The sequence below is a fragment of the Streptomyces sp. NPDC040405 genome (assembly GCF_055595765.1).
Window position 1 is genome coordinate 69,097 of record NZ_JBVIVI010000013.1, and the last position, 23,738, is coordinate 92,834.

Sequence of the window (23,738 nt, forward strand, 5' to 3'; positions counted from 1 at the left end):
GGCCACCCGGTCAGCGGTCCGTAAGCCCCAGAGAGGCCAGGACCGCCGCGAGCTCCTGACGCGCGAGAGTGGTCAACTCGCGGAAGGGGCGGGGGAGGTTGGGCCGGTCGGTCAGGCCGAACTGTTCGGCGGCGGCGGACATGACGCGCAGGCTGCCGTACGTGCGGTACAGCTCCCACAGCGGTTCCAGCCGCTCCGACAGGGCGGTCGCCCGGGCGGCGTCTCCCTCCTGGGCGGCACGCGTCAGGGCGAGCGCGGTGGCGGGGAACAGGCCGCCGACGACCGAATACCACGCCTCGCATCCGGCGTTCAGCCCGGTGGCGGCCGACCAGTCGCCGCTGGCACCGATGGTGACGGTGTCCGGGAGCAGGGCTCGCAGCGTCTCGACGCGGGCCTCGGCCTGGGCCGGGTCGGCGGGCAGGGGCGGAATCTTGAGGGCGGCCACGTTCGGCAAGTGGGCTATCCGGGCGTGGAGTTCGTCGGTGAAGTGGACATGGGTGGTGCCGGGGTTGTCGTACACGCACAGCGGCACCGACAGCTCGCGGGTGACGTCCTCGTAGAGGCCGAACACCTCCTCGTCCGTGAGGGCCTGATAGGTCATCGGGGCGAGCAGCACCGCGGACGCGCCCGCCTTCTGCGCGTCCTCGGCGAGCGCGAGGACCTGCGCGGTGCGCAGTGCGCCGATGCCCACCATGACCGGTACGCCCTCGGCGGCCTCGACGGCGATCCGCGCCGCCCGGGCCCGCTGTTCGCGGGAGAGGTAGGCGTAGCCGCCGGTCGAGCCGAGCGCGCCGATCGAATCGACCCCGGCGGCCGCGAGACGGGCGACGAGAGTACGGAACGACGCCTCGTCGATGTCGGTCTCGGTGGTGGGGGTGAGCGGGAAGGCGCTGAGGCCGCGGAACATGTCGGTCTCCTCGGGATGGGGATATGGCTCCGAGTATCGACCTGTCCGGCGGTACGGTCACCGTGATTCCTGAAGATCCAGGATCTCCGCGCCCACATCCGTGCCCGCCCCTCGGCCGGGCTGCCGAGCGCTCCTCGTGGTGATCAGCAAGCCCCCGCACACCACGGCGTACGCTTCCCTCCATCGGCCGCGGCCAGGCGCGTGGCGCGGGCGAGAGCGGAAGCCGTCACGGAAGGTAGCCCGCACCATGCGTCTGAGCGCAGCCTCCTCCCTGCTGCCGGTCGACACCACGCTGGCGGTGCTGCTCGTCGTCCTCCTCCTGGCCGCGATCGGCGTCGTCGCCCTGTTCCACCTGTCGCCGGACGCGGACACGCACCGGGCCCGGCAGGTTCTGCTGGCCGGTGTGCGTGCCACGGTCCAGCTGGCCGTCGTGTCCACGGTCATCGCGAAGGTGGTGGGCTCGGGCCCTGCGACGGTGGCCTTCCTGGTCCTGATGCTGGGTGTGGCGGTGTGGACCGCCGGGCGGCGCCTGACACCGGACCGGTCGTGGTGGTGGACGCTGTGGCCGATCGCGGGGAGCGTGCTGCCGGTCGTGGGCCTGTTGATGCTGACCGGCCTGGTGCCCCTGAAGGGCATCGTGCTGATCCCGGTGACCGGGATCTTCATCGGGGGAGCGCTGACCGCGACCGTGCTGTCTGGGCGGCGGGCGCTGGACGAACTCAGGCTTCGGCACGGTGAGGTCGAGGCGGGGATGGCCCTGGGGCTGTCGGACCGGGACGCGCGCATGGAGATCGCGCGCCCGGCCGCGTCGGATGCCCTGCTGCCCGGTCTCGACCAGACGCGGACCGTGGGTCTGGTGACGCTCCCGGGCGCTTTTGTCGGCATGCTGCTGGGCGGGGCCAGCCCGGTCGCCGCGGGAGCGGTGCAGCTGTTCGTCCTCGTCGCCCTGATGGCGATCCAGGCGGTGGCCGTTGCCTGCACCGTCGAACTCGTCGCGCGCGCCCACCTCCACCGCCCCAGGGACGGCCGCGGATGAACCCGCCCGGAACCGGGCAGGTCACTTCTCTCCCGCCCGGGACGGGTGCCGGTGCGGCGGAGGACCATCGGACGGGCGGTCGATGGCGTACTCGCGGCGCGGCAGCAGCAGCGGGGTGGCCAGCAGGAGCACTCCGGCGGCGGCGATCGCGGTACGGGGACCGGTGAGAGCGGCCAGCAGGCCCCACAGCGCGGTCAGGGCCGCGATGGCGGCGCTGCTGCTGACCGACCACGCGGTCAGGGTGCGGGCGACCCGGCCGGGGTCGGTGTGGTCGAGCCGGTACGTGGCCAGCATGGGGTTGAACAGGCCGATGCAGGCCACCAGGCCGAACTGGAGGGCCATGACCAGGACGATCCCGGGGACACCGGGCCGGACGAACGCCAGCCCGACCGGCCAGCACGCGCGCAGCGTCCCGGCGACGAGCAGCACCCTGTGCCGCCCGAACCGGGCGGCGAGCGGGCGCGCCACGCGGGAGCCGATGAGGCCGCCGACGCACGGGGCCGCGAACACGAGGCCGTACTGCCAGGGTGCGAACCCCAGGGGGCCCAGCAGAAGGACGGCGAGCAGCGGCTCGGAGGCCATGATCAGGCCGTTGACCACGATCGCGTTGAGGAACAGCGGGCGCAGCGCGGGATGGGTGAGGATGTGGCGCCACCCTTCGAGCAGATCGCCCGCGCGCGGCCGCGGTGCGCCGGTCCGCTCGGGGCGGGGCTCCGTCCCGCCGATGGCGCGGATGCCGAGCGCCGAGAGCAGGTAGCTGACCGCATCGGCCACGACGGTCGTCACCGGGCCGAACATCCCGATCGCGGCCCCGCCGAGCGGCGGTCCGACCACCGTCGCGGTCCATGTCGTGGACTCGAAGCGGCTGTTCGCGGTGAGCAGGTCCGCCGGCGGCAGGAGCCCCTTCAGATACGCGCCGCTCGCCGCGCTGAAGGCGATGTTGGCCGCGGCGACCGTGATGGAGACGGCGAGGAGCTGGGCGAAGGTGAGCCGGCCGAGCGCGAACGCGGCGGGGATGCTCATCATCGCCGCGAACCGCGTCAGATCCATCGCCACCATGACCGGCCGCTTACGACGGAACTCCATCCACGGACCGAGCGGCACCGCGACCACGGCCCCCACGGCCCGCCCCGCGGCGGCCAGCGCCGACACCTCGGCCGGTCCGCAGTGCAGCACCAGGACCGCGATCAGCGGAAAGGCGCCGAACCCGAGGGAGGTGCCGTACGAGCTGACCGCAAACGCCGCCCACAACCATGCGAACCGCCGCCCCAGCCCCCGCCTGCCCAACATGCCCCACGCACCTCTCGCCGCCGACCCGGACAACCCCGCGCTGACCGCCGATATCAAAGCGAGGAGCGAACGCCAGGATCAAACAACCGATGCGCCGTGCGGCACAACCAACGGTTGTGCGTATCCTGCCCGGCGTGGATCTCGACGCTGTACGCACCTTCGTGGCCGCCGTGGAGACGGGGCGCTTCCAGGACGCCGCCGCCGACTTGGCGGTCACCCAGCAGGCCGTCTCCAAGCGCATCGCCACGCTGGAGAGGATCCTCGGAGTGCGGCTGTTCACCCGCACCGCGCGGGGAGCGAAGCTCACCATCGACGGACAGGCGTTTCTGCCCCACGCCCGTGAACTCCTCCGGGCCGAAGCGCGGGCAGTGGACTCCGTGCGCCCCGGCCGCCGCGCGCTGCGCGTCGACGTGATCGGCCGACGGCTCGCCCCGTCCGCCGTGCTGGGCGGCTTCCAGCGCGCGCACCCCGAGGTCGAGTTGGACGTCGTGACCCTCGTGGACGTCGACACGGCCGTCGACGCCCTGCGCTCCGGCGCCGTCGACGCGTCCTTCCGCGCCGTCACCATGCCCGGCCGGAAGCTCCCCGACGACATCGGCGCCGCCCGGGCCTTCGACGAGCCCGTCCAGCTGCTCACCGGACCGGCCCATGAACTCGCCGACGCACCGGCGGTCAGCCCCGCCGACCTGGCCGGACAGCGGATCTGGATGCCCGGCCTCGTTCCCGGCAGCGAGTCGACGGCCTACTACGACGACCTCGCCACCGCGTTCGGGTTCACCATCGAGATCACCGGCCCCGAATTCGGCACCGAGCCCGTGCTCGACACCATCGCCGGCTCCCGCTCCCTGTCCACGTTCGTCGGCGAACAGAGCCGTCTCGTCTGGCCCGCCGACCACGACCTGCGCCGCCTCGCCCTGCGGGACCCGGCCCCGGTCTACCCGCACTCCCTGCTGTGGCACCGGGACAACTCCCACCCGGCCCTCGCCGCCCTCCGCGATCACTTCGGCTCCGGACGGTTCGGCGACTCCGGCGCCGGGACCTGGACACCCGCCTGGGCGCGGTGACCGGGGTCGTACGCTCGAGCCCACGAAACCGCGGCCGCAGTCGGAGGAACGATGTCAGGCGCATGTTGCGCTCCCATGTCCGGGGGCGACCACGAGAACCCCGAGCCGTCCATCGCGCCGGGGCTCCGGGCCCCGGAGCGGGACCGGGCACAGGCGCTCCGCGCCATGCAGCGCATTCCCGGCGGGGCGTATCTGATGGGCGGCGACGACGCCGACGCGTTTCCCGAGGACGGTGAGGGCCCGGTCCGGGAGGTGCGGCTGTCGCCGTTCCTCATCGACGCGACCGCCGTCACCAACCGGCAGTTCGCGGCGTTCGTGCGCGGCAGCGGCTACCGCACCGACGCCGAGCGCTACGGCTGGTCCTTCGTGTTCTACGCACTCGTCCACCCCGACGCCCGGCGCATGGTGCGCGACGGCGCGGTGGCGCAGGCGCCCTGGTGGCTCGCGGTGGACGGGGCGTGCTGGCGGGCTCCCTACGGGCCGGGGTCGTCCTGGACCGAGCTGTCGAACCATCCCGTCGTCCACGTCTCCTGGCGCGACGCGTCCGCCTACGCGGCCTGGGCGGGCAAGCGCCTGCCCACGGAGGCGGAGTGGGAGAGGGCGGCGCGTGGCGGTCTGGAGCGCTCCCGCTTCCCCTGGGGGGATGAGCTGCTGCCCCGCGGGAAGCACCGCTGCAACATCTGGCAGGGGGAGTTCCCGCAGGTCAACACGGGCGAAGACGGATATCTGGGGACCGCGCCGGTCAAGACCTACCGGGCCAACAACCTCGGCCTGTACAACACCTCGGGCAATGTCTGGGAGTGGTGTTCCGACTGGTGGAGCACCACATGGCACGCCGCCGACCGCCCGGAGACCCGCCAGGACCCGGCCGGACCTTCCGCCGGGGAGGCGAAGGTGATCCGCGGCGGCTCCTATCTGTGTCACGCGTCGTACTGCAACCGCTACCGCGTCGCCGCCCGCACTTCCAACACACCCGACAGCAGCACCGGCCATATGGGGTTCCGCTGCGCCGCGGACCTGCCCGGCACCGGCTGAGAAACACACGCACCTCCGGCCCCCGGCAGGGGGGTCACGGTGGTTGACACAGGCAACGGGAGCGGGTGAGACTGACGCCCATATTACTGGTAAGGCCAGTTAACCTGGGCGCCGTCCCGGAGCCTCCAGGGGGGCCTGCCGGCCGCGCAAAGGAGCGTTCTGGATGACCAACGCCTCTCCGCCCCCGCCGTCCGCGAGCGGGACCTTCCAAGGCAAGATCGGCACCACCTACGAGGAGTCGACTCCGTGGTGGCCCGAGCAACAAACGCCTCCCGAGGGCACGCCCAATGTCGTGGTCATCGTGCTCGACGACGTCGGCTTCTCCGACCTCGGCTGCTTCGGCTCGGACATCGACACCCCGGCCATGGACGCCCTCGCCACCGGCGGCCTGCGCTACGCGAACTTCCACACCACCACGCTGTGCTCGCCGACCCGTGCCTCCCTGCTGACCGGCCGGAACCACCACTCCGTCGGTATGCGCATGCTGTCCAACTTCGACACCGGCTTCCCCAGCGGGCGCGGACAGATCACCAAGGCCGCGGCGATACTGCCCGAGGTGCTGCGCGACAACGGCTTCAACACCATGGCCGTGGGCAAGTGGCACCTGGCGCCGATGGAGCAGACCACCGCGTCCGGGCCGTACACCCAGTGGCCGCTGTCCCGCGGATTCGAGCGCTACTACGGATTCCTGGAAGCCGAGACGGACAGCTTCTATCCGGAGCTGTTCTACGACAACCACGCCGTGGATCAGCCGAAGAGCCCGGAAGAGGGCTATCACCTCAGTGAGGACATCGTCGACCGGGCGATCGAATTCGTCAGGGACCAGACGTCGGTCACTCCGGACAAGCCCTTCTTCATGTACATGGCGTTCGGTGCGGCGCACGCCCCGCACCAGGCTCCTCAGGAATACCTGGAGAAGTACCGGGGCCGGTTCGACCACGGCTGGGACGTCGAGCGCGCCACCCGGCACGCCCGCCAGATCGAACGGGGCATCCTGCCGGAGGGCACCGAACTGGCGCCGCACAACCCCGGGGTCCTTCCCTGGGACGAGCTGCCGGACGACGAGAAGAAGCTGTCCGCACGCCTCCAGGAAGCCTACGCGGCGATGGTCGACCACACCGACCACCACATCGGCCGGTTCATGGAGTTCCTGGAGCAGGTAGGCCGGATGGAGAACACCATCACCATCCTGCTCTCGGACAACGGGGCCAGCCAGGAGGGCGGGCAGAAGGGGTCGCTCAACCCCACCGCATATCAGAACGGTTTGCCCGAGGACTTCGAGGAGATGCTCGCGCGGATCGATGAGATCGGCACCACGCGCGCTCACGCCAACTACCCCTGGGGCTGGGCGCAGGCGGGCAACACGCCGTTCAAGCGCTACAAGCAGAACACCCACGAGGGCGGCGTCCGCTGCCCGCTCATCGTGCAGTGGCCCCGGGGGCTGCCGCGTACCGGCGAGATCAGGCAGCAGTTCCACCATGTCACCGACATCGCCCCGACTCTTTTCGAACTGCTCGGTCTGGAAGCTCCCGCGGTCTACAACGGCATCCCGCAAATGCCGATCCACGGTGTCAGCATGGGCTACACCTTCGACTCGCCGACCGCGCCGACGCGCAAGGACGCCCAGCACTTCGAGATGTTCGGGCACCGCGCGATCTGGCACGACGGCTGGAAGGCCGTCGCCTACCACGAACGCGGAACGTCCTTCGACGCGGACCAGTGGGAGCTCTACCACCACGACACCGACTTCTCGGAATGCAACGATCTGGCGCAGGCGCGGCCCGAGCAACTACAGAAGATGATCTCCCGCTTCTGGGTGGAAGCAGGGAAATACGATGTGCTGCCGCTGGACGACCAAGGATTCGCCCTCCGGGCGAAGATTCCGCGTCCCGGCTCTCCGCGCAAGCGCACCACCTTCACCTATTACCCCGGCATGGCCCATCTGCCCGGCGCCGCGGTGCCACCGGTGATGAACCGCGCACACCGCATCACCGCGTTCGTCGACCGGGCCACCGCGTCGGACGAGGGTGTCCTGGTGTCCCTGGGCAACATCAGCAGCGGATACGTCCTGTACGTCAAGGACAATCGGCTGGTCTACGAGTACAACTTCCTCGGCACCCGGTACACGGTGACCTCGGAGGAGGAACTCCCGACCGGCCCGGCGGAGCTGACCTTCGAATTCGTCAAGACCGGTGACATGCAGGGTGTCGGACACCTGTACGTGTCAGGAAGGCCGGCCGGCGACGAGGTCATTCCGCGGGTCCTCCCGCACTTCTTCGGATGGCAGGGCCTCGACGTCGGCCGGGACACCCTGTCGCCCTCCTCGCCGAGCTATGACGGCGAATTCGCGTTCACCGGAAAGTTCGAGAAGGTCGTCTTCACGGTCGCGCCGGACGAAGAGAGCGAGGCACCCTTCGAGCGAATCGACTGATTCGCTCCCGCCCGCCTCCTCCAGTTCCACGCACCCAAAGGAGCAGAGATGACACTTCCGCCGCTTTCTCTCGACGCGGTCAGGCGAGCCGCGGAGAACGCCGGGCTCACGATGGACGACGACGAGCTTCGGATGATGCTCACCCTCGGACAGGGCGCGCTCCGGGCGTGCGAGAGGCTGGACGAGGTGAGCGGCCACCAACTGCCGGTCCGCTACCCCAGGGCCGGTTCGCAGCGGCCGGACGCGAAGGACAATCCGCTGAACGCGTGGGCGGTCCGCTGCGATGTGCGAGGGGCCGACACCGGGCGGCTGGCGGGCCGGACCGTGGCGCTGAAGGACATGATCCCGGTGGCCGGTGTTCCGATGGGCGGTGGGTCCCAGCTGCTGCGGGGACATACACCCTCCTACGACGCGACCATCGTCACCCGGGTACTTGACGCCGGCGGCCGGATCACCGGCATCGGGACGACAGAAGACCTGTGCCTGTCGGGTGCGAGCGTCTCCTCCGTCGATGGGTTCGTCCGCAACCCGTGGGACACCTCCCGGTCGGCCGGAGGCTCCTCCAGCGGCGTCGCGGCACTGGTCGCCAGCGGTGCCTGTGACGTCGGAATCGGCGCCGACCAGGGCGGTTCGATCCGGATCCCGGCTGCGCAGTGCGGAATCTACGGGCTGAAGCCCACCTACGGTCTGGTGCCGTACACCGGCTGCCTGCCGATTGATCCCAGCGTCGACCACGTCGGGCCGATGGCGAGGACCGCCCGGGACCTCGCGGCGCTGCTCGAAGTGATCGCGGGTTTCGACGGCGGTCTCGACCCGCGCCAGCGGGCGCAGACCACCGTACCGGCATACGGCGAAATGCTGGGGGATTCGCTCCGGGGGCTGCGCGTGGGCGTGCTCACGGAGGGATTCACCGCCGATGAGGCGCAGAGCGCCGTTGATGAGACCGTACGGGCGCGCGTGGCGCTGCTGGCCTCGCTCGGTGCCGAGATCGTCGACGTCTCGGCACCGCTGCACTCCTACGCGATGGACATCCACTCCTCGGTGCTGCTGCAGGGTGGGGCGCAGTTCATGCTGAAGGGCAACGGAATCGGGCTGCCCGGCAAGGGTTTCTACGACGCCGAGGTGGCGTTGGCGGCAGCCCGCGGCCGGGCGCTCCACTCCGATCTGCTGTTCGCCAGCGTCAAATACGCGGCGACCGTCGGCGGTTACCTGTGGGATGTCTACGGCGGCCACTACTACGCCAAGGCGCAGAACCTGGCGATACGCCTGCGTCAGCAGTACGACCAGCTGCTCGAGGACGTCGACGTCCTCGTCCTGCCCACCGTCCGCACCACAGCGCCGCCGCTGCCCGATGCCGACGCCTCGGCGGTCGAGCTGACCGAACTGGCCCTCGACCCCGGACTCATCGCGAACACCTGTGCGTTCAACCACACCGGGCACCCCGCGTTGAACGTCCCCGCCGGTCTGGTCGACGGTCTACCGGTCGGCATGATGCTCGTGGGCGGCCACGGTCATGACGGGGTGGTCATCGGCGCGGCGCACGCACTGGAGCTGAACCACGGTCTGGCAGACGCCCCGTCCGGGCGAGCGGAAGACGGCGCCGACGCCCCGCTCGCCGGAGCCTGACGCTGCGACCTTGCCCCCGGCACGACGGCCGCACGCTGCTGCGTGCGGCCGTCGTGGGTCAGTGGGGCGGCCAAACCGTCCGGCCATCCGGCAAGGGCACGGTGGGGACGCTGCGCATCCGTCGGCCCACCCACACGCCACCGCCGCCGGGCACCGCTGTGATCGCGGTGCCCGGCGGCGGTGGCGTAGACCCGTCGGAGTCCGGTCAGCTGGGCGGTGTATAGCGTCCGTCGATCGCCGTCCAGCCTCCGTCCACGAAGAGCTGGCTCCCCGTGACGAAGGACGACGCGTCCGACGCGAGGTAGACGACGGCACCGGCCAGCTCGTCCGGCCGGGACCAGCGGCCCAGCGCGCTCTTGGTCGCGTACGCCTCCGACCACTCCGGCACGGCCCTGATCTGCGCGGTCAGCGGGGTGTCCACGATGCCCGGGGCGACGGTGTTCACCCGCACGCCCGACGGGCCCAGCTCGGCCGCCGCGGTCCGCAGCATCTGGACGAGCCCGGCCTTGGTGGCGGCGTACACCCCCTGCCCCGGCTCGACGGTCACCGCGCGGATCGAGCTGAAGCCTATGATGCTTCCGCCGCCACGTTCGGCCATGCCACGGCCGAACGCCCGCACCAGGTCGAAGGAGGCGCGCAGATTGAGCGCCACGACCCGCTCGAACTCGTCGGCCGTGTAGTCGAGCAGGGGCTTGCGCACGTTGGTCGCGGCGGTGAAGACGAGCACATCGACGGCGCCCAGCTCCTCGGCGGCCCGTGCGACCGCCTCGCCGTCGAGCACATCGAGGGCGTGCGCGGAGAGGTTCTGCCCCATCGACGCCGTCTCCTCGGCCGCCGTCAGGTCCCGGTCGGCGCACACGACCGTGGCGCCGTGCGCGGCGAGGGCGAGGGCGCTCTCACGGCCGATTCCACTGCCCGCGCCCACCACGACGGCCTTGCGGCCGTCGAGCCTGAACAGGCGGGAGTACGCTTCCACCGCATCGCTGCGGTCCTTTGCTTGCATGGTCCTCACGGCTTCGTTGTCGTCGGGCGGATCACTGCCATACGGGTCACGGTCAGCTCTTCGATGGCGAACCTCGGGCCCTCCCTTCCGGCCCCGGAGTCCTTCACGCCGCCGTAGGGCATGACGTCGGAACGGAAGCCGGGAACCTCGTTGACGACCACTCCGCCCACCTCCAGGCGGTCCAGAGCGGTGAACGCCGTGTCCAGGGCGCTGGTGTAGACACTCGCGTGCAGTCCGTAGCGCGAGTCGTTGACGATGTCGAAGGCGGTGTCCAGGTCGGGCACGGAGCGCACCGCGACCACGGGCCCGAACACCTCCTCGTCCCAGACGGCGACGGGGCGGTCCACGTCGAGCAGCACGGTGGGCTCGATCACCCCGTCGACGACCCGGCCTCCGGCCGCCAGGGACGCCCCCGCTTCCACCGCCTCCGCCAGCCACGCGCGCACCCGCTCGGTCGACCGCTTGTCGATGAGCGCCGAGACGCGGGTCAGCGGATCGCGCGGATCGCCCACGGCCACCCGGGGCACGCGCTCCGTCAGGCGGGCCACGAACTCCTCCCGTACGGAGTCCACCACGATGACCCGCTGCACGCTGATGCACGCCTGGCCCGACGCGTAGAACCCGCCGCGCACGACCGCGTCGGCGGCGGCGTCGAGGTCGGCGTCGGCGGCCACCACCAGGGCGGCGTTGGAGCCGAGTTCGAGCAGCACCTTGGTGGGTGCCGCGTCCCGGGCGATCTGGTGGCCCACGGCGGCGGAGCCGGTGAACGACACCGCCCCGATCCGGCGGTCGGTGGTCAGCGTGACGCCCACCTCGGGACCCCCGGTCACCAGCTGCACCGCGGCCTGCGGCGCGCCCTCGGCGCGCAGGGCCTCGCGGAGGAGGTGCACCAGCCACAGGGTGGCCAGCGGGGTCTGCGGGGCGGGCTTGGCGATGACCGGGCAGCCCGCGGCCAGCGACGGCGCGATCTTGTGCGTGGCGAGCAGCAGGGGGTAGTTGAAGCCCGAGATGCCCACGACCACGCCGATCGGCTTACGGGTCCAGAAGCCGAGCAGCCCCTCACCCGACGGCAGCAGGTCCAGCGGCACCGTCTCCCCGTGCAGCCGGGCCACTTCCTCGGCCGCCGTCAGCAGGGTCAGCAGGGTGCGGTCCACCTCGACCCGGCAGTCGACCAGCGGCTTGCCTGTTTCCAGCACCAGCAGCCGTTCGAAGTCCGCGCGCCGGGAGGCGATCGCCTCATGGGTCGCGAGCAGCGCGGCCCTGCGGGTGTGCGAGGGGAGCCGCCCGACCTGCCCGCGGACCGCGAGGGCCGCGTCCACCGCGCGGCGGGCGAGGTCGGTGTCTCCGACGGGGGCCCGGGCGACGAGCGTCCCGTCGTAGGGAAAGCGGACATCCTCGGTGGCGGGTGCCTCGACCCAGTGGTCGCCGAGGGGAAGCCCCTCGGGAAACTCCCTCGCCACGGGGAATTCACCGTCGGCGGGATGGGCGTGGGTGGTCACGGTCGGTACTCCCGGTTGAGGTCGGCCGCCGACACTCCGGACAGTGCCTTGCCCAGGGTCGGAACGGCGGCGATCAGCCTGCGTGTGTAGGAATGCTGCGGGTCCTCGTACACCTGCTCCGTGGCCCCGCTCTCCACGATCTGTCCGGCGTGCATGACCGCGACCCGGTCGCACACATGGCGCACCACGGACAGGTCGTGGGAGACGAAGACCAGCGTGAGGGACAACTCGTCGACGAGGTCGGCGATGAGGTTGAGCACCTGGGCCCGTACGGACACGTCCAGGGCGCTCACCGGCTCGTCGGCCACGATGATCTTCGGGCGTGGGGCGAGGGCCCGCGCGATCGAGATGCGCTGCCGCTGGCCGCCGGAGAATTGGTGTGGATACCGGTTCGCCGCGTCGGCGCGAAGGCCGACGGCCTCGAGCAGCTCGGCCACCCGCTCCTTGCGGTTCCCGAGCCCCTGCGCGACGAGCGGCTCGGCCACGATGTCGCCGACGCGCATGCGCGGGTCCAGTGCGCTCATCGGGTCCTGGAAGACGAGTTGGAGCCGCTCGCGGACGAACTTCAGCCGGCTCTCCCGGAGTCCGGTGATGTCCCGGCCGTCGATGGCGACACTGCCGCTGGTGGGATGGTCGAGCCCGGCCAGAATCCGCAGCAGGGTCGACTTGCCGCACCCCGACTCACCCACGATGCCGAACCGCTGCCCCTGCTGGATGTCGAAGCTGACGCCGCGCAGGGCGTGCACCGGCGGGTTGGGGCGGCGCAGCGAGGTACGGGTGCGCCGGTAGTCGCGTGTGACGCCGCGGACGCTGATGGCGGCAACGGGGTCAGCGGTCTCCGGCCCGGGGGCGAGGGGGGCGCTGGTCGGCTGCTCAGCCACGGCCGGCCTCCTGGTTCGTGGGTACGCCGGTGCCGGAGGCACCGCTCTCGGGTACCGGGTGGAAGCAGGCGTAGCCGGAGTCCGGCCCGACCGGAACCCACTCCGGCCTGGTGGCGCACTCCTCGGTCGCCTGGTGACATCTGTTCCTGAAGACGCAGCCGGCGGGGAACCGGCCCGCCGGCGGGACCGACCCGCCGATCGTGACCAGCCGGCCGCGATCGTCGACCACGGTCAGGTCCGAGGCGCCGATCAACCCCTTGGTGTAGCGGTGCCGGGGGCGCGTGAACACTTCCCGGACCGGGCCGGACTCGACCACTCGCCCGCCGTACATGACCATGACCCGCTCACAGGCGGTGGCCACCACGGCCAGGTCGTGGGTGATGAAGAGCATGGCCGACTCGCGCTCCTGGACACCCTGCACGATGAGGTCGAGCACCCGTGCCTGCACCGTGACGTCGAGCGCGGTGGTGGGTTCGTCGCAGACCAGGAGCGCGGGGTCGTTGGCGAGGGCGATGGCCAGTACCACCCGCTGCCGCTGGCCTCCGGAGAACTGGTGCGGGTAGGCGTCGGCGGCGGTCGCGGGGTCGGGGAGCCCCACCTGGGCGAGGAGTTCCACGGCGGCGGCCCGGGCGGAGGCGCGGTCGGGCCTGGTCCGGTGGATCAGCAGCACCTCGGCGATCTGCCGCCCGACCCTCATCGTGGGGTTGAGGGCGGTCATGGGCTCCTGGAAGACCATGGCGATCTCCTTGCCCCGCACCCGGGACATCCGCGCCTCGTCGGCCCCCACCAGGTCGTGGCCGACTCCGGCGAGCCGCACCGACCCCGTGGTCCGCAGCCCCTCGGGGAGGAGGCCCATGACGCTCAGCGCGGTCAGCGACTTGCCCGAGCCGGATTCGCCGATCAGGCCGACCCGCTCGCCGGCCCGGATGGTGAAGTCGACGTCTTCGACGAGCTTGCGATCGCCCACCGCGACGTTGAGGTTCCGCACGGTCAGCACATCGTCGCGGCCCTCGGTGGAGCCCGGTCCGGAGGCCGGTGCCGTGTCAGGTGCCGGGATCATCGGTGGTCCTCCAGCTTGGGGTCGAAACGGTCCCGCAGGCCGTCACCGAGCAGGTTGAATCCCAGCACCACCACCGCGATCGCGATGCCCGGAAACACGGCGAGCCGGGGGGCGACCGACAGCATCTCCTGGCTCTCCTGAAGCATCCGGCCCCAGGACGGTGTGGGGGGCGGGGTTCCGAAGCCCAGGAAGGACAGCGCGGCTTCGGCGAGTACGGCGATGGCGAAACCGACGGACGCCTGCACGATGACGAGACTGCTGACGTTGGGCAGGACGTGCCGCAGGCCGATCGAGAACGGCCCGCGGCCCGCCGCGCGCGCGGCGATGACGTATTCGGCCTTCATGACCTGCAGCGTGCCGCCGCGGATCAACCGGGCGTAATGGGGTATGGACGCGATGCCGATGGCGACCATCGCAACCAGTGTGCTGGCGCCGTACACGGCGGCGAACATGATGGCCAACAGGAGCGCCGGGAAGGCGAGAAGCAGGTCGTTGCCGCGCATCAGCAGTTCACCGAGCCAGCCGGGCGCCATTCCGGCGACGATACCGAGCGGCACTCCGATCACGGCGGCGACCCCCACCGCCACGAAGCCGACGAACAGCGTGGTGCGCGAGCCCATCAGGATCTGGCTGAACACGTCGCGGCCGAACTTGTCCGTGCCGAACCAGTAGTCCAGCGACGGCTCCTGCAGCCGCGCCGAGGTGTTCACCAGAGTCGGGTCGTGCGGGGTCCACACGAAGGACAGCAGCGCCAGGCCGAACACGACCATGACGATGAAACCGCCTACCAAGAGGCTGCCCGTCATCGGGCGGCGGCGTCGGCGGTCGTCGGTCGCCGCGGACGCGCCGACCGCTTCCGTGTCCAGAACAGTCATGACGCGCCTCCCCTGAGCCGCGGGTCGATCAGCTGATAGACCATGTCCACCAAGAAGTTCACAAGCAGCACCGCCGTTGCAATGATCATGACCACGTCCTGCACCAGGATGAGGTCCCGGTTGGAGACGCTGTCCAGCAGCAGGCTCCCGAGCCCGGGGATGACGAAGACCCGTTCGATGACTACGGCGCCCACCAGCAGCGTGGCGAGCTGCAACGCCAGGACGGTCACCACGGGCACCGACGCGTTCCGCAGGCCGTGCCGCACCAGCGCCTGCGTCGGGCGAAGTCCCTTGGCGCGAGCGGTGCGCAGGTAGTCCTCCCGGAGGACATCGAGCACAGCGCTGCGGATATAGCGGGTGAGCACTGCCCCCTGCACCATTCCGAGGGAGAGCGCGGGCAGCACCAGTTGTTTGAGGAACAGGACCGGATCCTGCACCGGGGGTGTCCAGCCGTTCGCCGGAAGCCACCCGAGCCCCACCGCGAACACGGTGATCAGGAGGATGCCCGCGAGGAAGGCCGGGACGGCCACGCCGGCTTGGGAGAGGGCCGAGAGAATGAGCCCGGAGGGCCTGCGGTGCCGGACGGCCATGAGGATGCCCATGGGGACTGCCAGGATGCAGGCGATCGCCATCCCGGTGCCGACGAGCCACAGGGTGACCTGGAGGCGGTCGGCGATCTGCGGGCCGATCTCCGTGTGGGAGATGTAGGAGGTGCCCGGGTCGAAGGTCACCAGCCCGTGGATCCAGCTGAAATACTGGGCCACGAGCGGCCGGTCGAGCCCGAACTCCCCGCGCAGTTGCGCCACGGCAGATTCCGACGCGCTGGTGCCGAGGGCGACGCGGGCCGGATCCCCTGGCAGCACCGCCATGAACGCGAACACCAGCACGGAGCTCACGACAAGGCTGACCAGGAGGATCCCGAGCCGCTGGAATAGACGGACAATCATGAGTTGAGGCCGCCTTTCACGACCGGCCCAGGCCGGTGAGATCCATTGACTCGGAGACGTAGTTCACCGGCAGGCCGGTGATGTCCTTGTCCGCCACCGTCAGGTACGGCAGCAGGAACAGCCAGTCGGCCGCGGCGTCCTTGGAAAGAAGCCGGGCAGCCGCCCGCATGTAGGTGATCTGATCCTTCTTGGTGCCCTGGTCCGCCTTCTTCAGCAACGCGCGGAATTCAGGGCTGTCGTAGCCGGTGTAGTAGCCCTTGCCTCCGAACACGGTCTGCATGTCCCGGGGCTCCATATGGCCGATGATGGACATGTCGTAGTCGCCGTTCTTGAACACGGTGCTCAGCCAGGCGGCGGGGAACTCCAGCTGGTCGAGCTTGACCTTGAAACCCGCCTGTTCGAGCTGACTCTTGACCACGGTGCCGCACGCGGTGGCATAAGGCAGCGTCGGAATGCGCAGCCGCAACGTATGGCCGGCCTGGCCGGACTCCTTGAGGAGCTTCTTCGCCTTGTTCCGGTCGTACGGATACTGGTTCGTGAGGTTCTGGTACCACGGGTCGGTCGGCGGGACCATGCTGCCGATGAGCTTCCCGCGGCCTGCCCAGCAGGTGTCCATCAGGGCCTTGTGGTCGATGGCATAGCGGACTGCCTGACGGGCCTTCTGGTTCCGCATCGGGCCCGACTTGTTGTTGAGGGAGAGGACCACCTCGGCGTTGGTCGAGCCCTCGATGACCTTGAACTTCGGATTGTTCTGGAACCGGTACAGAGTATCCGGGGACTGCATATCGCCGATCACGTTGATGGTGCCTGTGAGTAGCGCGTTGTTCATGGCCGTCGGATCCTTGAAGTACTTGAGGGTGACCGACTTGAAGTGCGGTTCGCGCCCCCAGTAGCCCTCACGGCGGGCCAGCGTGATCGAGTCGCCGCGGTTCCACTTCTTGAGCACGTACGGGCCGGTGCCCACGGGCTCAGTGGCCAGCTTGCTCACGCCGGTCCGGCTGAACATCGCGCCGACGCGGGTGGTCATCCGGTACAGCCAGTCGTTGCTCGGCCTTTTCAGGGTGACCTTCAGCTCGGTGGGCGACACCGCCCGCACCGTGTCGACGACGTCCATCTGGGACTTCTGTATCACCGTCCAGTCGGACGTGACGCGTTCGATGGAGAATTTCGCGTCCTCGGCTGTGAACGGTGCGCCATTGCTGAACTTGGCGTCCTTCACCAGATGGAACACGTACGTCTTGCGGTCCTTGGACATGCTCCACGACGTGGCCAGCTGGGGCCGTATCTTGCCGGACTGGTCCAGCTTCACCAGGTTCTGGTAGACGTTGTAGAGCAGTGCCTGCGGAATGGCGTTACCTGCGGTTTTGGTGAAGTCGAAGTTGGCCGGCTCGGCGCCGAGACCGATGTTCAGGGAGTTCTTCCCCACGCTGCCGGTTGCCGTGGACCCGGCCGAGCAGGAAGCCAGCAGCAGGCATGCGAGCGTGGCTGCGACCGCCCCGCGGTGCCGCGCCAGCCGCTTGTGATATTTCATGCGTCCTACCCCTGGTTTTCTATCGCGTGCAGAACCGCTGATGCGACGTCCGCCGTGGTGGCGTTGCCGCCGAGGTCGGCCGTGTGGTGCCTGGTATCTCGCAAGGTGTCCGCCACCGCGTCGCGGACGCGGCGGGCCGCGCCGGCGTGTCCGAGGTCCTCGAGCAGCATCGCGCCGGAGAGCAGGCAGGCCACCGGGTTCGCCACGCCCTTTCCGGCGATGTCCGGCGCCGAGCCGTGGACGGGTTCGTAGATCCCCGGCACCTCCGCACCGGGCAGGACGTTGGCGCTGGGCGCCATGCCCATACCGCCCGCGAGCACCGCGGCGAGATCGGACAGGATGTCGCCGAACAGGTTGCTGGCGAGCAGCACATCGAGGGAGCGCGGAGCCTGGATCATACGGGCGGCCATCGCGTCGACCAGCACCGTTTCCAGCTGGACCTGTGGGTACTGCTCGCCGACCTCGCGCACCACCCGGTCCCACAGCGGATAGCCGTAACGCATCGCGTTGGACTTGGTCACCAGGCACAGCCGCCCCGACCGGCGGCCCGCCAGGGCGAAGGCCTGGTGCGCCGCGCGCTCGATGGCACGGCGGGAGTGCACGGCGACCTCGATCCCGAGATCGTGTCCGCTCCCGGCGTGCGCCACGCCGCCCGCGCCGACGTACTCGCCCTCGGTGTTCTCCCGCACGATCACCAGGTCCACGCCATCGGTGTCGCGCACCTTGGTGGGAACCCCGGGGAAGGCGCGCACCGGGCGGAGGTTCACGGCGAGGTCGAGCTGCTGCCGCAGGCCGATGATCAAGCCCCAGACCAGCTCGTGCTCCGGCACGTCGGGACGCCCGACGGCGCCGAACAACACGGCCTCCGTCTTCTTGACGAGGTCGGCCGCATCGGGTGGCATCGCCGCTCCCTGCGTCAGGAACCGCTCGCCTCCCCAGTCGAACGAGGTCACGTCGAGCCGGTGGCCGTCGGCCTCCAGTGCGGCCCGGAGTGCGGGCACGGTCGCCGCGACGACCTCCGGGCCGATTCCGTCGCCCGGAATGACCGCAAGCCGTACGACCTTGGAGTCCCGCGTCATGGACGCCACCTTCCGTTATCACTGGCCTGACCAGTAAGCTCGCTTGCCAGGTACCGTGTCGACTGAAGCTGTTCCTGTCAAGGGTTCGAACGCCCCGGGATCGCCGGGGCACCGCCCAGCGGTAGCTGGGGGAGAATGGAGAGTGCGGGTGCTCACCGAACAGGCCCTGGCCGTCCTGCCGGCCGTGGAGATGGTCGCCGGATTCGCCGACCGCACACTTTCGCCGGTCCAGGTCCACGACGCCGTCCAGTCGGTGATCGAGGCGCGGGAAGGTGTACTCAACGCGTTCTGGGTGCGAGATCCGGACGAGTCCCGTAAGGCGGCCCAGGCCAGCGAGGCCCGATGGGCGGCGGGGGAGCCGCTCGGGCCCATCGACGGCGTGCCCGTGACCCTGAAGGAGAACGTGGCCCGCCGGGGCGTCCCGATGCCCTCCGGCAACGCGGGCACCGAGCCGGTCGTCCCCGACGCGGACGCGCCCATCACCGCGCGGGTCCTCGAATCGGGCGGGGTGATACTCGGGTCGACCGTGATGCCGGACTGGGGCATGCTCTCCTCGGGCGTCTCCAGCAGGCACGGCATTTCGCGCAGCCCCTGGAACCCCGACTGGACCACGGGCGGCTCCAGCTCCGGTGCCGGGGCCGCGGCCGCCGGGGGATACGGCCCGCTCCACGTGGGCACGGACATCGGGGGATCGATCCGGCTGCCGGGCACCTGGCTGGGCCTGGCCACGCTCAAACCCAGCTACGGGAGGATCCCGCTGGACGCCCCGTACCTGGGGCGCGCCGCCGGTCCCCTGACCCGTACCGTGGCGGACGCGGCCCTGCTCATGAGCGTCCTGAGCCAGCCGGATCCCCGGGACTGGACGAGCCTGCCGCCGCAGGACATCGACTGGTCCGCGCTCGATGGCGACGTGCGCGGACTGCGCGTGGGAGTGCACCTGAACGCGGGCTGCGGGGAGTCGTGCGACGCCGAGATCCTCGCCGCGGTGAACCGCGCGGCCGAGGCCTTCGAGGCGGCGGGAGCCATCGTCGAGCCGGTCGAGCCGTTCATGACCCAGGAGCTGCTGGACGACCTGGATCTGTTCCTGCGGGTGCGGTCCTGGAACGACTTCCGCGCCCTCACGCCCGAGGCGCGGCTGCGCGTCCACCCCCACATCATCCGATGGTGTCAGGGCGGCGCGGACGTGCCGGGGACGCGGGTTCTCCAGTGCTACCAGCAGATCATGAGCATCCAGGCCCGGACCGTGGCGTCGACGCTCCCCTACGATCTGGTGCTCTCGCCGGTGGCTCCGGTCGCCGCGTTCTCCGCCGAGCAGCCGATGCCGTTCTCGGAGGACGCCAAGACCATGGCCCACATCGGCTACACCGCGCCGTACAACATGTCGGGACAGCCCGCCGCGACGGTCAACTGCGGCTTTACGGCGGACCGCCGTCCCGTCGGGGTGCAGATCTCGGGCCGCCGTTTCGACGATCTCGGCGTCCTGAGAGCGGCGGCATGGTACGAACGGAACCGGCCTGCCGAGGCGGTCCCGGCCTGGCCGGACCACGTCCACGGCGTGCCCACGGGGGAGAAGAAGACGACATCGACCACGCCCGAAGGGGAGAAGCCTTGAGCGACGGGGCACAGTTCCGGCAGGTAGCGCCGGTACGGCTCTACCAGCGCATCGTCGAACAGATCGAGCAGGCGATAGCGCGCGGTGACCTGAAGCCCGGGCAACGGCTGCCGAGTGAGCGGGAGTTGGTGACACAGTTCGGGGCGAGCCGGCCCACCGTGCGGGAGGCCCTGCGCGTGCTGGAGAGCAACGGCCTCGTCCGCTCGCGCCCGGGGGACCCGAACGGGCCGGAGATCCTGCCGTTCTCGTCGGCCCGAATGACCAAGGAGATGGCCCGGCTCGTCCAGTTCGACAATGTGTCGATGGCCGAGCTGATCTCGTTCCGCATGATCCTCGACGGGTCGGCGAGCCTGCTGGCGGCGCGGCTGCGGTCCGAGGAGGAACTGTCCGTCATGGAGCGGACGCTCGCCGTCATGTCGGACGCGATCGAGACCGGGTACGAGGAGTTCAGCAAGGCGGACGTCGCGTTCCACGAGGCGGTGGCGGTGGCCAGCCGCAACTCCCTCATCGAGGTGTGCAACCAGGTGGTCCGGGGCGCGGTCCTCTCGCTGATCTCGGACAAGGTCGCCCATTCGCACAACAGCACGGCGCTGATGCGGGAGTCGCTCCGCCACCACGAGGAGGTGCTGGAGGCGATCCGGGCCGGGGACGGCCCGGCGGCGGCGAGCATCTCGCGGCGCAAGCTCTACGAGTACTACGCGGGCTACGTCCCCGAGGACGAGCGGGAGCCGCTGCTCGCGCTCATGGACGATGACGAAGGGGCCTGACCGAAGCCCCCTGCCGCGCACTGAACGCCCGTGTCCTGACCACCTCAGGGCACGGGCGTTCCGCGCTGCCAGGAGTCGATGACGATCAGTGTCTTCGTCTGAAGCACACCAACGCCCTTACGACGCAGCCGATTGACCACCTTCTGGAGGTCGTCGACGCTGTCGACATGCAGCCGGACGAGTGCGTCCACATCGCCGGTGAGCGTCAGCACCTCGTCGACCTCCGGCAGCGTCGACGCGAATTCCAGGATGTCGTGGATATCGGTGTCGCCCGTGAAACGCAGCTCGGTGACCGCCTGAAGGCCCTGGCCGAGCTTGGCCTGATCCGTCGTAATGGTGTAGCCGGTGATGACTCCCGACTCCTCCAGACGGGCGATGCGCCGACGGACCGGTGCGGGGGAGAGCTGCACCAGGCGTGCGATGTCACGAACGGTGCGCCGCCCGTCGGCTCGAAGCAACTCCAGGATCTGCAGATCGACCGAGTCGAGGTGTGCGGGTGCCGACATGCCGCAAGTGTAAGCAGGGCTTCCCGCAATGCTCACTCTCGACGCGATGGACTTCCCGAGAAGAGCGTACTGCGCACCGCTGCGCACACGTGTGTTGTGCACGGATCGGGCCCTTGAAAACGTGTCCGCATGTCAGCCGCGACACAGTCAGCGACACGCGCTGCCCCCCCAGAAGCCCTGAAGCCCCGCACACGCCCTCGTGGTGCCGTACTGCGGATCGATGTCGTCGCCACGCCCCTGGCGGTCGCCCGGGTCGCCTTGATCTTGGCGCATCGCCAGTTCGACGTGCTCACCATGGACGTCGCCGAGCCCATCGACGGGCTGCGGCGCATCACCATCGAGGTGGACACGACGGACGAGATCAGGTTGCGGCAGCTCATCAAGTTCCTGAACCGGTCGCTCGAAGTCGTCAAGGTCGTCTGGAGGAACGGATGAGCACACACTCCGGTGGGTCATCCGCCGCGGCCTCCGCCGACGGCGTCCTGCGGCTGGTCGATCCGGCCGGGACGCTGGACGAACAGGCGGCCGCTGACATGCTCGAGGTGACCGGCGACCTGGTCCGTGGGCTGTACCGCGACATGGTGCTCGGGCGCCGCCTCGACCAGGAGGCGTACTCCCTGCAACGCCAGGGTGAGCTGGGACTCTGGCTGATGTCCCTCGGGCAGGAAGCGGCACAGGCCGGATCGATCCGCGCCCTCCGGGCGGACGACCGGGTCTTCCCGTCCTACCGCGAACACGTGGCGGCCCTGTGCCGTGGCATCTCGCCGACGGAATTGCTGTCTCAGTGGCGTGGCGCGAGCCACGGCTCATGGGACCCCGAGCGGTACCACTTCCACATCTACAGCCTGGTGCTGGCCACGCAGACACTGCACGCCGTCGGCTATGCGATGGGCGTCCGGTACGACGCCGCCGACAGCGTGGTGTTCACCTACCTCGGTGACGGCGCCTCCAGCCAGGGGGACGCCAGCGAGGCGCTCAACTGGGCGGCGGTGACATCGGCGCCCGTCGTGTTCTTCTGCCAGAACAACGGATGGGCGATCTCGACACCCGCGAGCAAGCAGTACGCGAGCCCGCTGAGTGAGCGTGCGAAGGGATTCGGACTCGACGCGGTGTCCGTGGACGGCAACGACGTACTGGCCGTCCACGCCGCCACACGGCGCATGGTCGAGCGGGTCCGGGCCGGTGGCGCACCGGGGTTCATCGAGGCGCACACCTACCGCATGTCCGGACACAGCACATCGGACGACCCCAAGCGCTACCGCGACGAGGCCGAGGCGGCCAGGTGGCAGGCCCACGACCCCGTGGAGCGCGTGCGCCTGCTGCTCACGGCGCGCGGCTGGGCCGACGAGGACTACTTCGCCACGGTCGCCTCCGACGCCGAGGAGCTGGCCACGCGGACGCGGCGGGAATGCCGTGCCCTTCCGGAGCCGTCTCTGAGCGACACCTTCCGCGCCACCTTGTGCGAGGAGCCCGAGTCCCTGCGGCGTGAACGCGAAGCCTTCGAGACGTTCAAGGAGTCCTTCCTGTGACCACCACCGCCGCGGCCGCCCCGGCCGGGAAAGACACCCAGGACGAGGCCGCCACGACCACGACCGCGCTCACGCTCGGGCGCTCGCTGAACGAGGGCCTGCGGCAGGCGATGCGCGACGACGAGCGGGTGGTTCTGCTCGGCGAGGACATCGCCTCCCTGGGTGGGGTGTTCCGGGTGACCGATGGCCTGGCCGCCGAGTTCGGCGACCGCGTCGTGGACACCCCGCTGGCCGAATCGGGGATCGTCGGGACGGCCATCGGCCTGGCCCTGCGCGGGTACCGACCGGTCTGCGAGATCCAGTTCGACGGTTTCGTCTACCCCGCCTTCGACCAGATCGTCAGCCAGCTGGCGAAGATGCGGGCGCGCTCCCGCGGGCTGCTGCGGCTCCCCGTCACCATCCGGATCCCGGTCGGGGGCGGGATCGGCGCGGTCGAGCACCACAGCGAGTCGAACGAGGCGTACTTCTGCCACACGGCCGGACTGCGCGTGGTGGCGTGCGGCCACCCCCAGGACGCGTACGACCTGCTCCGCGCCGCGATCGCGTGCGACGACCCCGTCATCTTCTACGAGCCCAAGCGCCGTTACTGGGACCGGGCCGAGGTCGGCCTCGACCGTCCCGTGGACGGCGACACGCTGGGACGCGCCCGGGTGCTGCGCGAGGGCTCCGACGCCACCGTGGTCGCGTACGGGCCCATGGTCGCGGTGGCGCTCAACGCGGCCGAGGTCGCCGCCTCCGAAGGCCGTTCGCTGGAAGTCCTCGACCTCCGCTCGCTGTCTCCGCTCGACACCGGCGCACTGTGCCGCTCGGCGTCGAAGACGGGACGCGTCGTGGTCGTCCACGAGGCGCCCGTCAACGTCGGCCTGGGCGCCGAAGTCGCCGCGACGGTCATGCAGCACTGCTTCTACGACCTCGATGCCCCCGTGGAACGGGTCGGTGGCTACAACGTCCCCTATCCGCCGGCGCGGGCGGAGGGCGATTACCTGCCGGATCTCGACCGCGTCCTCGACGCCGTCGACCGGGTGTGTGCCGGGTGAACCGTCCGGCACACCTGTTCTGG

At 70.2% G+C, this 23,738-nt stretch carries 21 protein-coding genes; 10 read left to right on the forward strand and 11 right to left on the reverse strand.

The genetic code is table 11. The features are described from left to right. Positions 1–10: 10 nt before the first annotated feature. Positions 11–907 (reverse strand): dihydrodipicolinate synthase family protein, encoded by an 897-nt coding sequence (locus ACZ59A_RS37285; protein ID WP_470968236.1) that lies wholly within the window; start codon positions 905–907, stop codon positions 11–13. A 247-nt stretch (positions 908–1,154) separates the two neighbouring features. Between ACZ59A_RS37285 and ACZ59A_RS37290 the strand changes: the two genes are divergently transcribed. Continuing rightward, a complete protein-coding gene (locus ACZ59A_RS37290) occupies positions 1,155–1,943 on the forward strand; it encodes an ABC transporter permease (protein ID WP_470968238.1) in 789 nt (262 codons plus the stop codon). Positions 1,944–1,964: 21 nt separating this feature from the next. On the opposite strand, the gene ACZ59A_RS37295 is transcribed toward ACZ59A_RS37290, so the two are convergent. Continuing rightward, positions 1,965–3,233, reverse strand: coding sequence for an MFS transporter (locus tag ACZ59A_RS37295; protein WP_470968241.1), 1,269 nt, complete (start codon positions 3,231–3,233; stop codon positions 1,965–1,967). A gap of 134 nt (positions 3,234–3,367) precedes the next feature. Here ACZ59A_RS37295 and ACZ59A_RS37300 point away from each other — a divergent pair, with 134 nt between their 5' ends. The 4 genes from ACZ59A_RS37300 to ACZ59A_RS37315 all read left to right on the forward strand — a co-directional run bounded on the left by ACZ59A_RS37300 (position 3,368) and on the right by ACZ59A_RS37315 (position 9,389). After that, positions 3,368–4,297 carry a LysR family transcriptional regulator gene (locus ACZ59A_RS37300; protein WP_470968243.1) on the forward strand — a complete coding sequence of 310 codons (930 nt, stop codon included), beginning with the start codon at positions 3,368–3,370 and terminating at the stop codon, positions 4,295–4,297. Positions 4,298–4,348: 51 nt separating this feature from the next. Next, complete coding sequence (locus ACZ59A_RS37305; protein ID WP_470968246.1) at positions 4,349–5,332, forward strand: formylglycine-generating enzyme family protein; 984 nt, start codon at positions 4,349–4,351, stop codon at positions 5,330–5,332. A 163-nt stretch (positions 5,333–5,495) separates the two neighbouring features. Next, positions 5,496–7,763 carry an arylsulfatase gene (locus ACZ59A_RS37310; protein WP_470968248.1) on the forward strand — a complete coding sequence of 756 codons (2,268 nt, stop codon included), beginning with the start codon at positions 5,496–5,498 and terminating at the stop codon, positions 7,761–7,763. 48 nt (positions 7,764–7,811) lie between these two features. Beyond that, positions 7,812–9,389, forward strand: coding sequence for an amidase (locus tag ACZ59A_RS37315; RefSeq protein WP_470968251.1), 1,578 nt, complete (start codon positions 7,812–7,814; stop codon positions 9,387–9,389). Positions 9,390–9,594: 205 nt separating this feature from the next. On the opposite strand, the gene ACZ59A_RS37320 is transcribed toward ACZ59A_RS37315, so the two are convergent. The 8 genes from ACZ59A_RS37320 to ACZ59A_RS37355 are packed head-to-tail and all read right to left on the reverse strand — an operon-like array spanning position 9,595 to position 18,264. Next, positions 9,595–10,392, reverse strand: a complete 798-nt coding sequence (locus ACZ59A_RS37320; protein WP_470968253.1) for an SDR family NAD(P)-dependent oxidoreductase — start codon at positions 10,390–10,392, stop codon at positions 9,595–9,597. A 5-nt stretch (positions 10,393–10,397) separates the two neighbouring features. Then, positions 10,398–11,891: an aldehyde dehydrogenase family protein gene (locus tag ACZ59A_RS37325; protein ID WP_470968256.1), complete on the reverse strand. Its 1,494-nt coding sequence runs from the start codon at positions 11,889–11,891 to the stop codon at positions 10,398–10,400. Then, the gene (locus ACZ59A_RS37330) at positions 11,888–12,772 is read right to left on the reverse strand and encodes an ATP-binding cassette domain-containing protein (RefSeq protein ID WP_470968259.1); all 885 of its coding nucleotides are present in this window, start codon (positions 12,770–12,772) and stop codon (positions 11,888–11,890) included. Before ACZ59A_RS37330 ends, ACZ59A_RS37325 begins: the two co-directional genes overlap by 4 nt. Beyond that, positions 12,765–13,832, reverse strand: a complete 1,068-nt coding sequence (locus tag ACZ59A_RS37335; protein WP_470968262.1) for an ABC transporter ATP-binding protein — start codon at positions 13,830–13,832, stop codon at positions 12,765–12,767. Before ACZ59A_RS37335 ends, ACZ59A_RS37330 begins: the two co-directional genes overlap by 8 nt. Further along, entirely contained in the window at positions 13,829–14,707 is an 879-nt protein-coding gene (locus ACZ59A_RS37340) for an ABC transporter permease (RefSeq protein WP_470968264.1), read from the reverse strand. The genes ACZ59A_RS37335 and ACZ59A_RS37340 overlap by 4 nt, the downstream gene beginning before the upstream one ends. Continuing rightward, positions 14,704–15,654 (reverse strand): ABC transporter permease, encoded by a 951-nt coding sequence (locus ACZ59A_RS37345; protein WP_470968267.1) that lies wholly within the window; start codon positions 15,652–15,654, stop codon positions 14,704–14,706. The genes ACZ59A_RS37340 and ACZ59A_RS37345 overlap by 4 nt, the downstream gene beginning before the upstream one ends. 16 nt (positions 15,655–15,670) lie before the next feature. Next, the gene (locus ACZ59A_RS37350) at positions 15,671–17,185 is read right to left on the reverse strand and encodes an ABC transporter substrate-binding protein (RefSeq protein WP_470968269.1); all 1,515 of its coding nucleotides are present in this window, start codon (positions 17,183–17,185) and stop codon (positions 15,671–15,673) included. Positions 17,186–17,190: 5 nt separating this feature from the next. After that, positions 17,191–18,264, reverse strand: coding sequence for an isocitrate/isopropylmalate dehydrogenase family protein (locus tag ACZ59A_RS37355; RefSeq protein ID WP_470968271.1), 1,074 nt, complete (start codon positions 18,262–18,264; stop codon positions 17,191–17,193). A 148-nt stretch (positions 18,265–18,412) separates the two neighbouring features. On the opposite strand from ACZ59A_RS37355, the gene ACZ59A_RS37360 reads away from it, so the two are divergent. Beyond that, positions 18,413–19,876: an amidase gene (locus tag ACZ59A_RS37360; protein WP_470968274.1), complete on the forward strand. Its 1,464-nt coding sequence runs from the start codon at positions 18,413–18,415 to the stop codon at positions 19,874–19,876. Continuing rightward, entirely contained in the window at positions 19,873–20,643 is a 771-nt protein-coding gene (locus ACZ59A_RS37365) for a FadR/GntR family transcriptional regulator (protein ID WP_470968276.1), read from the forward strand. The genes ACZ59A_RS37360 and ACZ59A_RS37365 overlap by 4 nt, the downstream gene beginning before the upstream one ends. A gap of 44 nt (positions 20,644–20,687) precedes the next feature. Here the strand turns inward: ACZ59A_RS37365 and ACZ59A_RS37370 are convergent, their stop codons facing one another. Then, positions 20,688–21,149, reverse strand: a complete 462-nt coding sequence (locus ACZ59A_RS37370) for an Lrp/AsnC family transcriptional regulator (RefSeq protein WP_468050300.1) — start codon at positions 21,147–21,149, stop codon at positions 20,688–20,690. A 264-nt stretch (positions 21,150–21,413) separates the two neighbouring features. Between ACZ59A_RS37370 and ACZ59A_RS37375 the strand changes: the two genes are divergently transcribed. The 3 genes from ACZ59A_RS37375 to ACZ59A_RS37385 are packed head-to-tail and all read left to right on the forward strand — an operon-like array spanning position 21,414 to position 23,715. Beyond that, positions 21,414–21,584 (forward strand): hypothetical protein, encoded by a 171-nt coding sequence (locus ACZ59A_RS37375; RefSeq protein WP_468050299.1) that lies wholly within the window; start codon positions 21,414–21,416, stop codon positions 21,582–21,584. Next, on the forward strand, positions 21,581–22,678 hold the full coding sequence (locus tag ACZ59A_RS37380) for a thiamine pyrophosphate-dependent enzyme (RefSeq protein ID WP_470968280.1): 1,098 nt from the start codon (positions 21,581–21,583) through the stop codon (positions 22,676–22,678). The genes ACZ59A_RS37375 and ACZ59A_RS37380 overlap by 4 nt, the downstream gene beginning before the upstream one ends. Beyond that, positions 22,675–23,715 (forward strand): alpha-ketoacid dehydrogenase subunit beta, encoded by a 1,041-nt coding sequence (locus ACZ59A_RS37385; RefSeq protein WP_470968282.1) that lies wholly within the window; start codon positions 22,675–22,677, stop codon positions 23,713–23,715. Before ACZ59A_RS37380 ends, ACZ59A_RS37385 begins: the two co-directional genes overlap by 4 nt. Positions 23,716–23,738 lie beyond the last annotated feature (23 nt).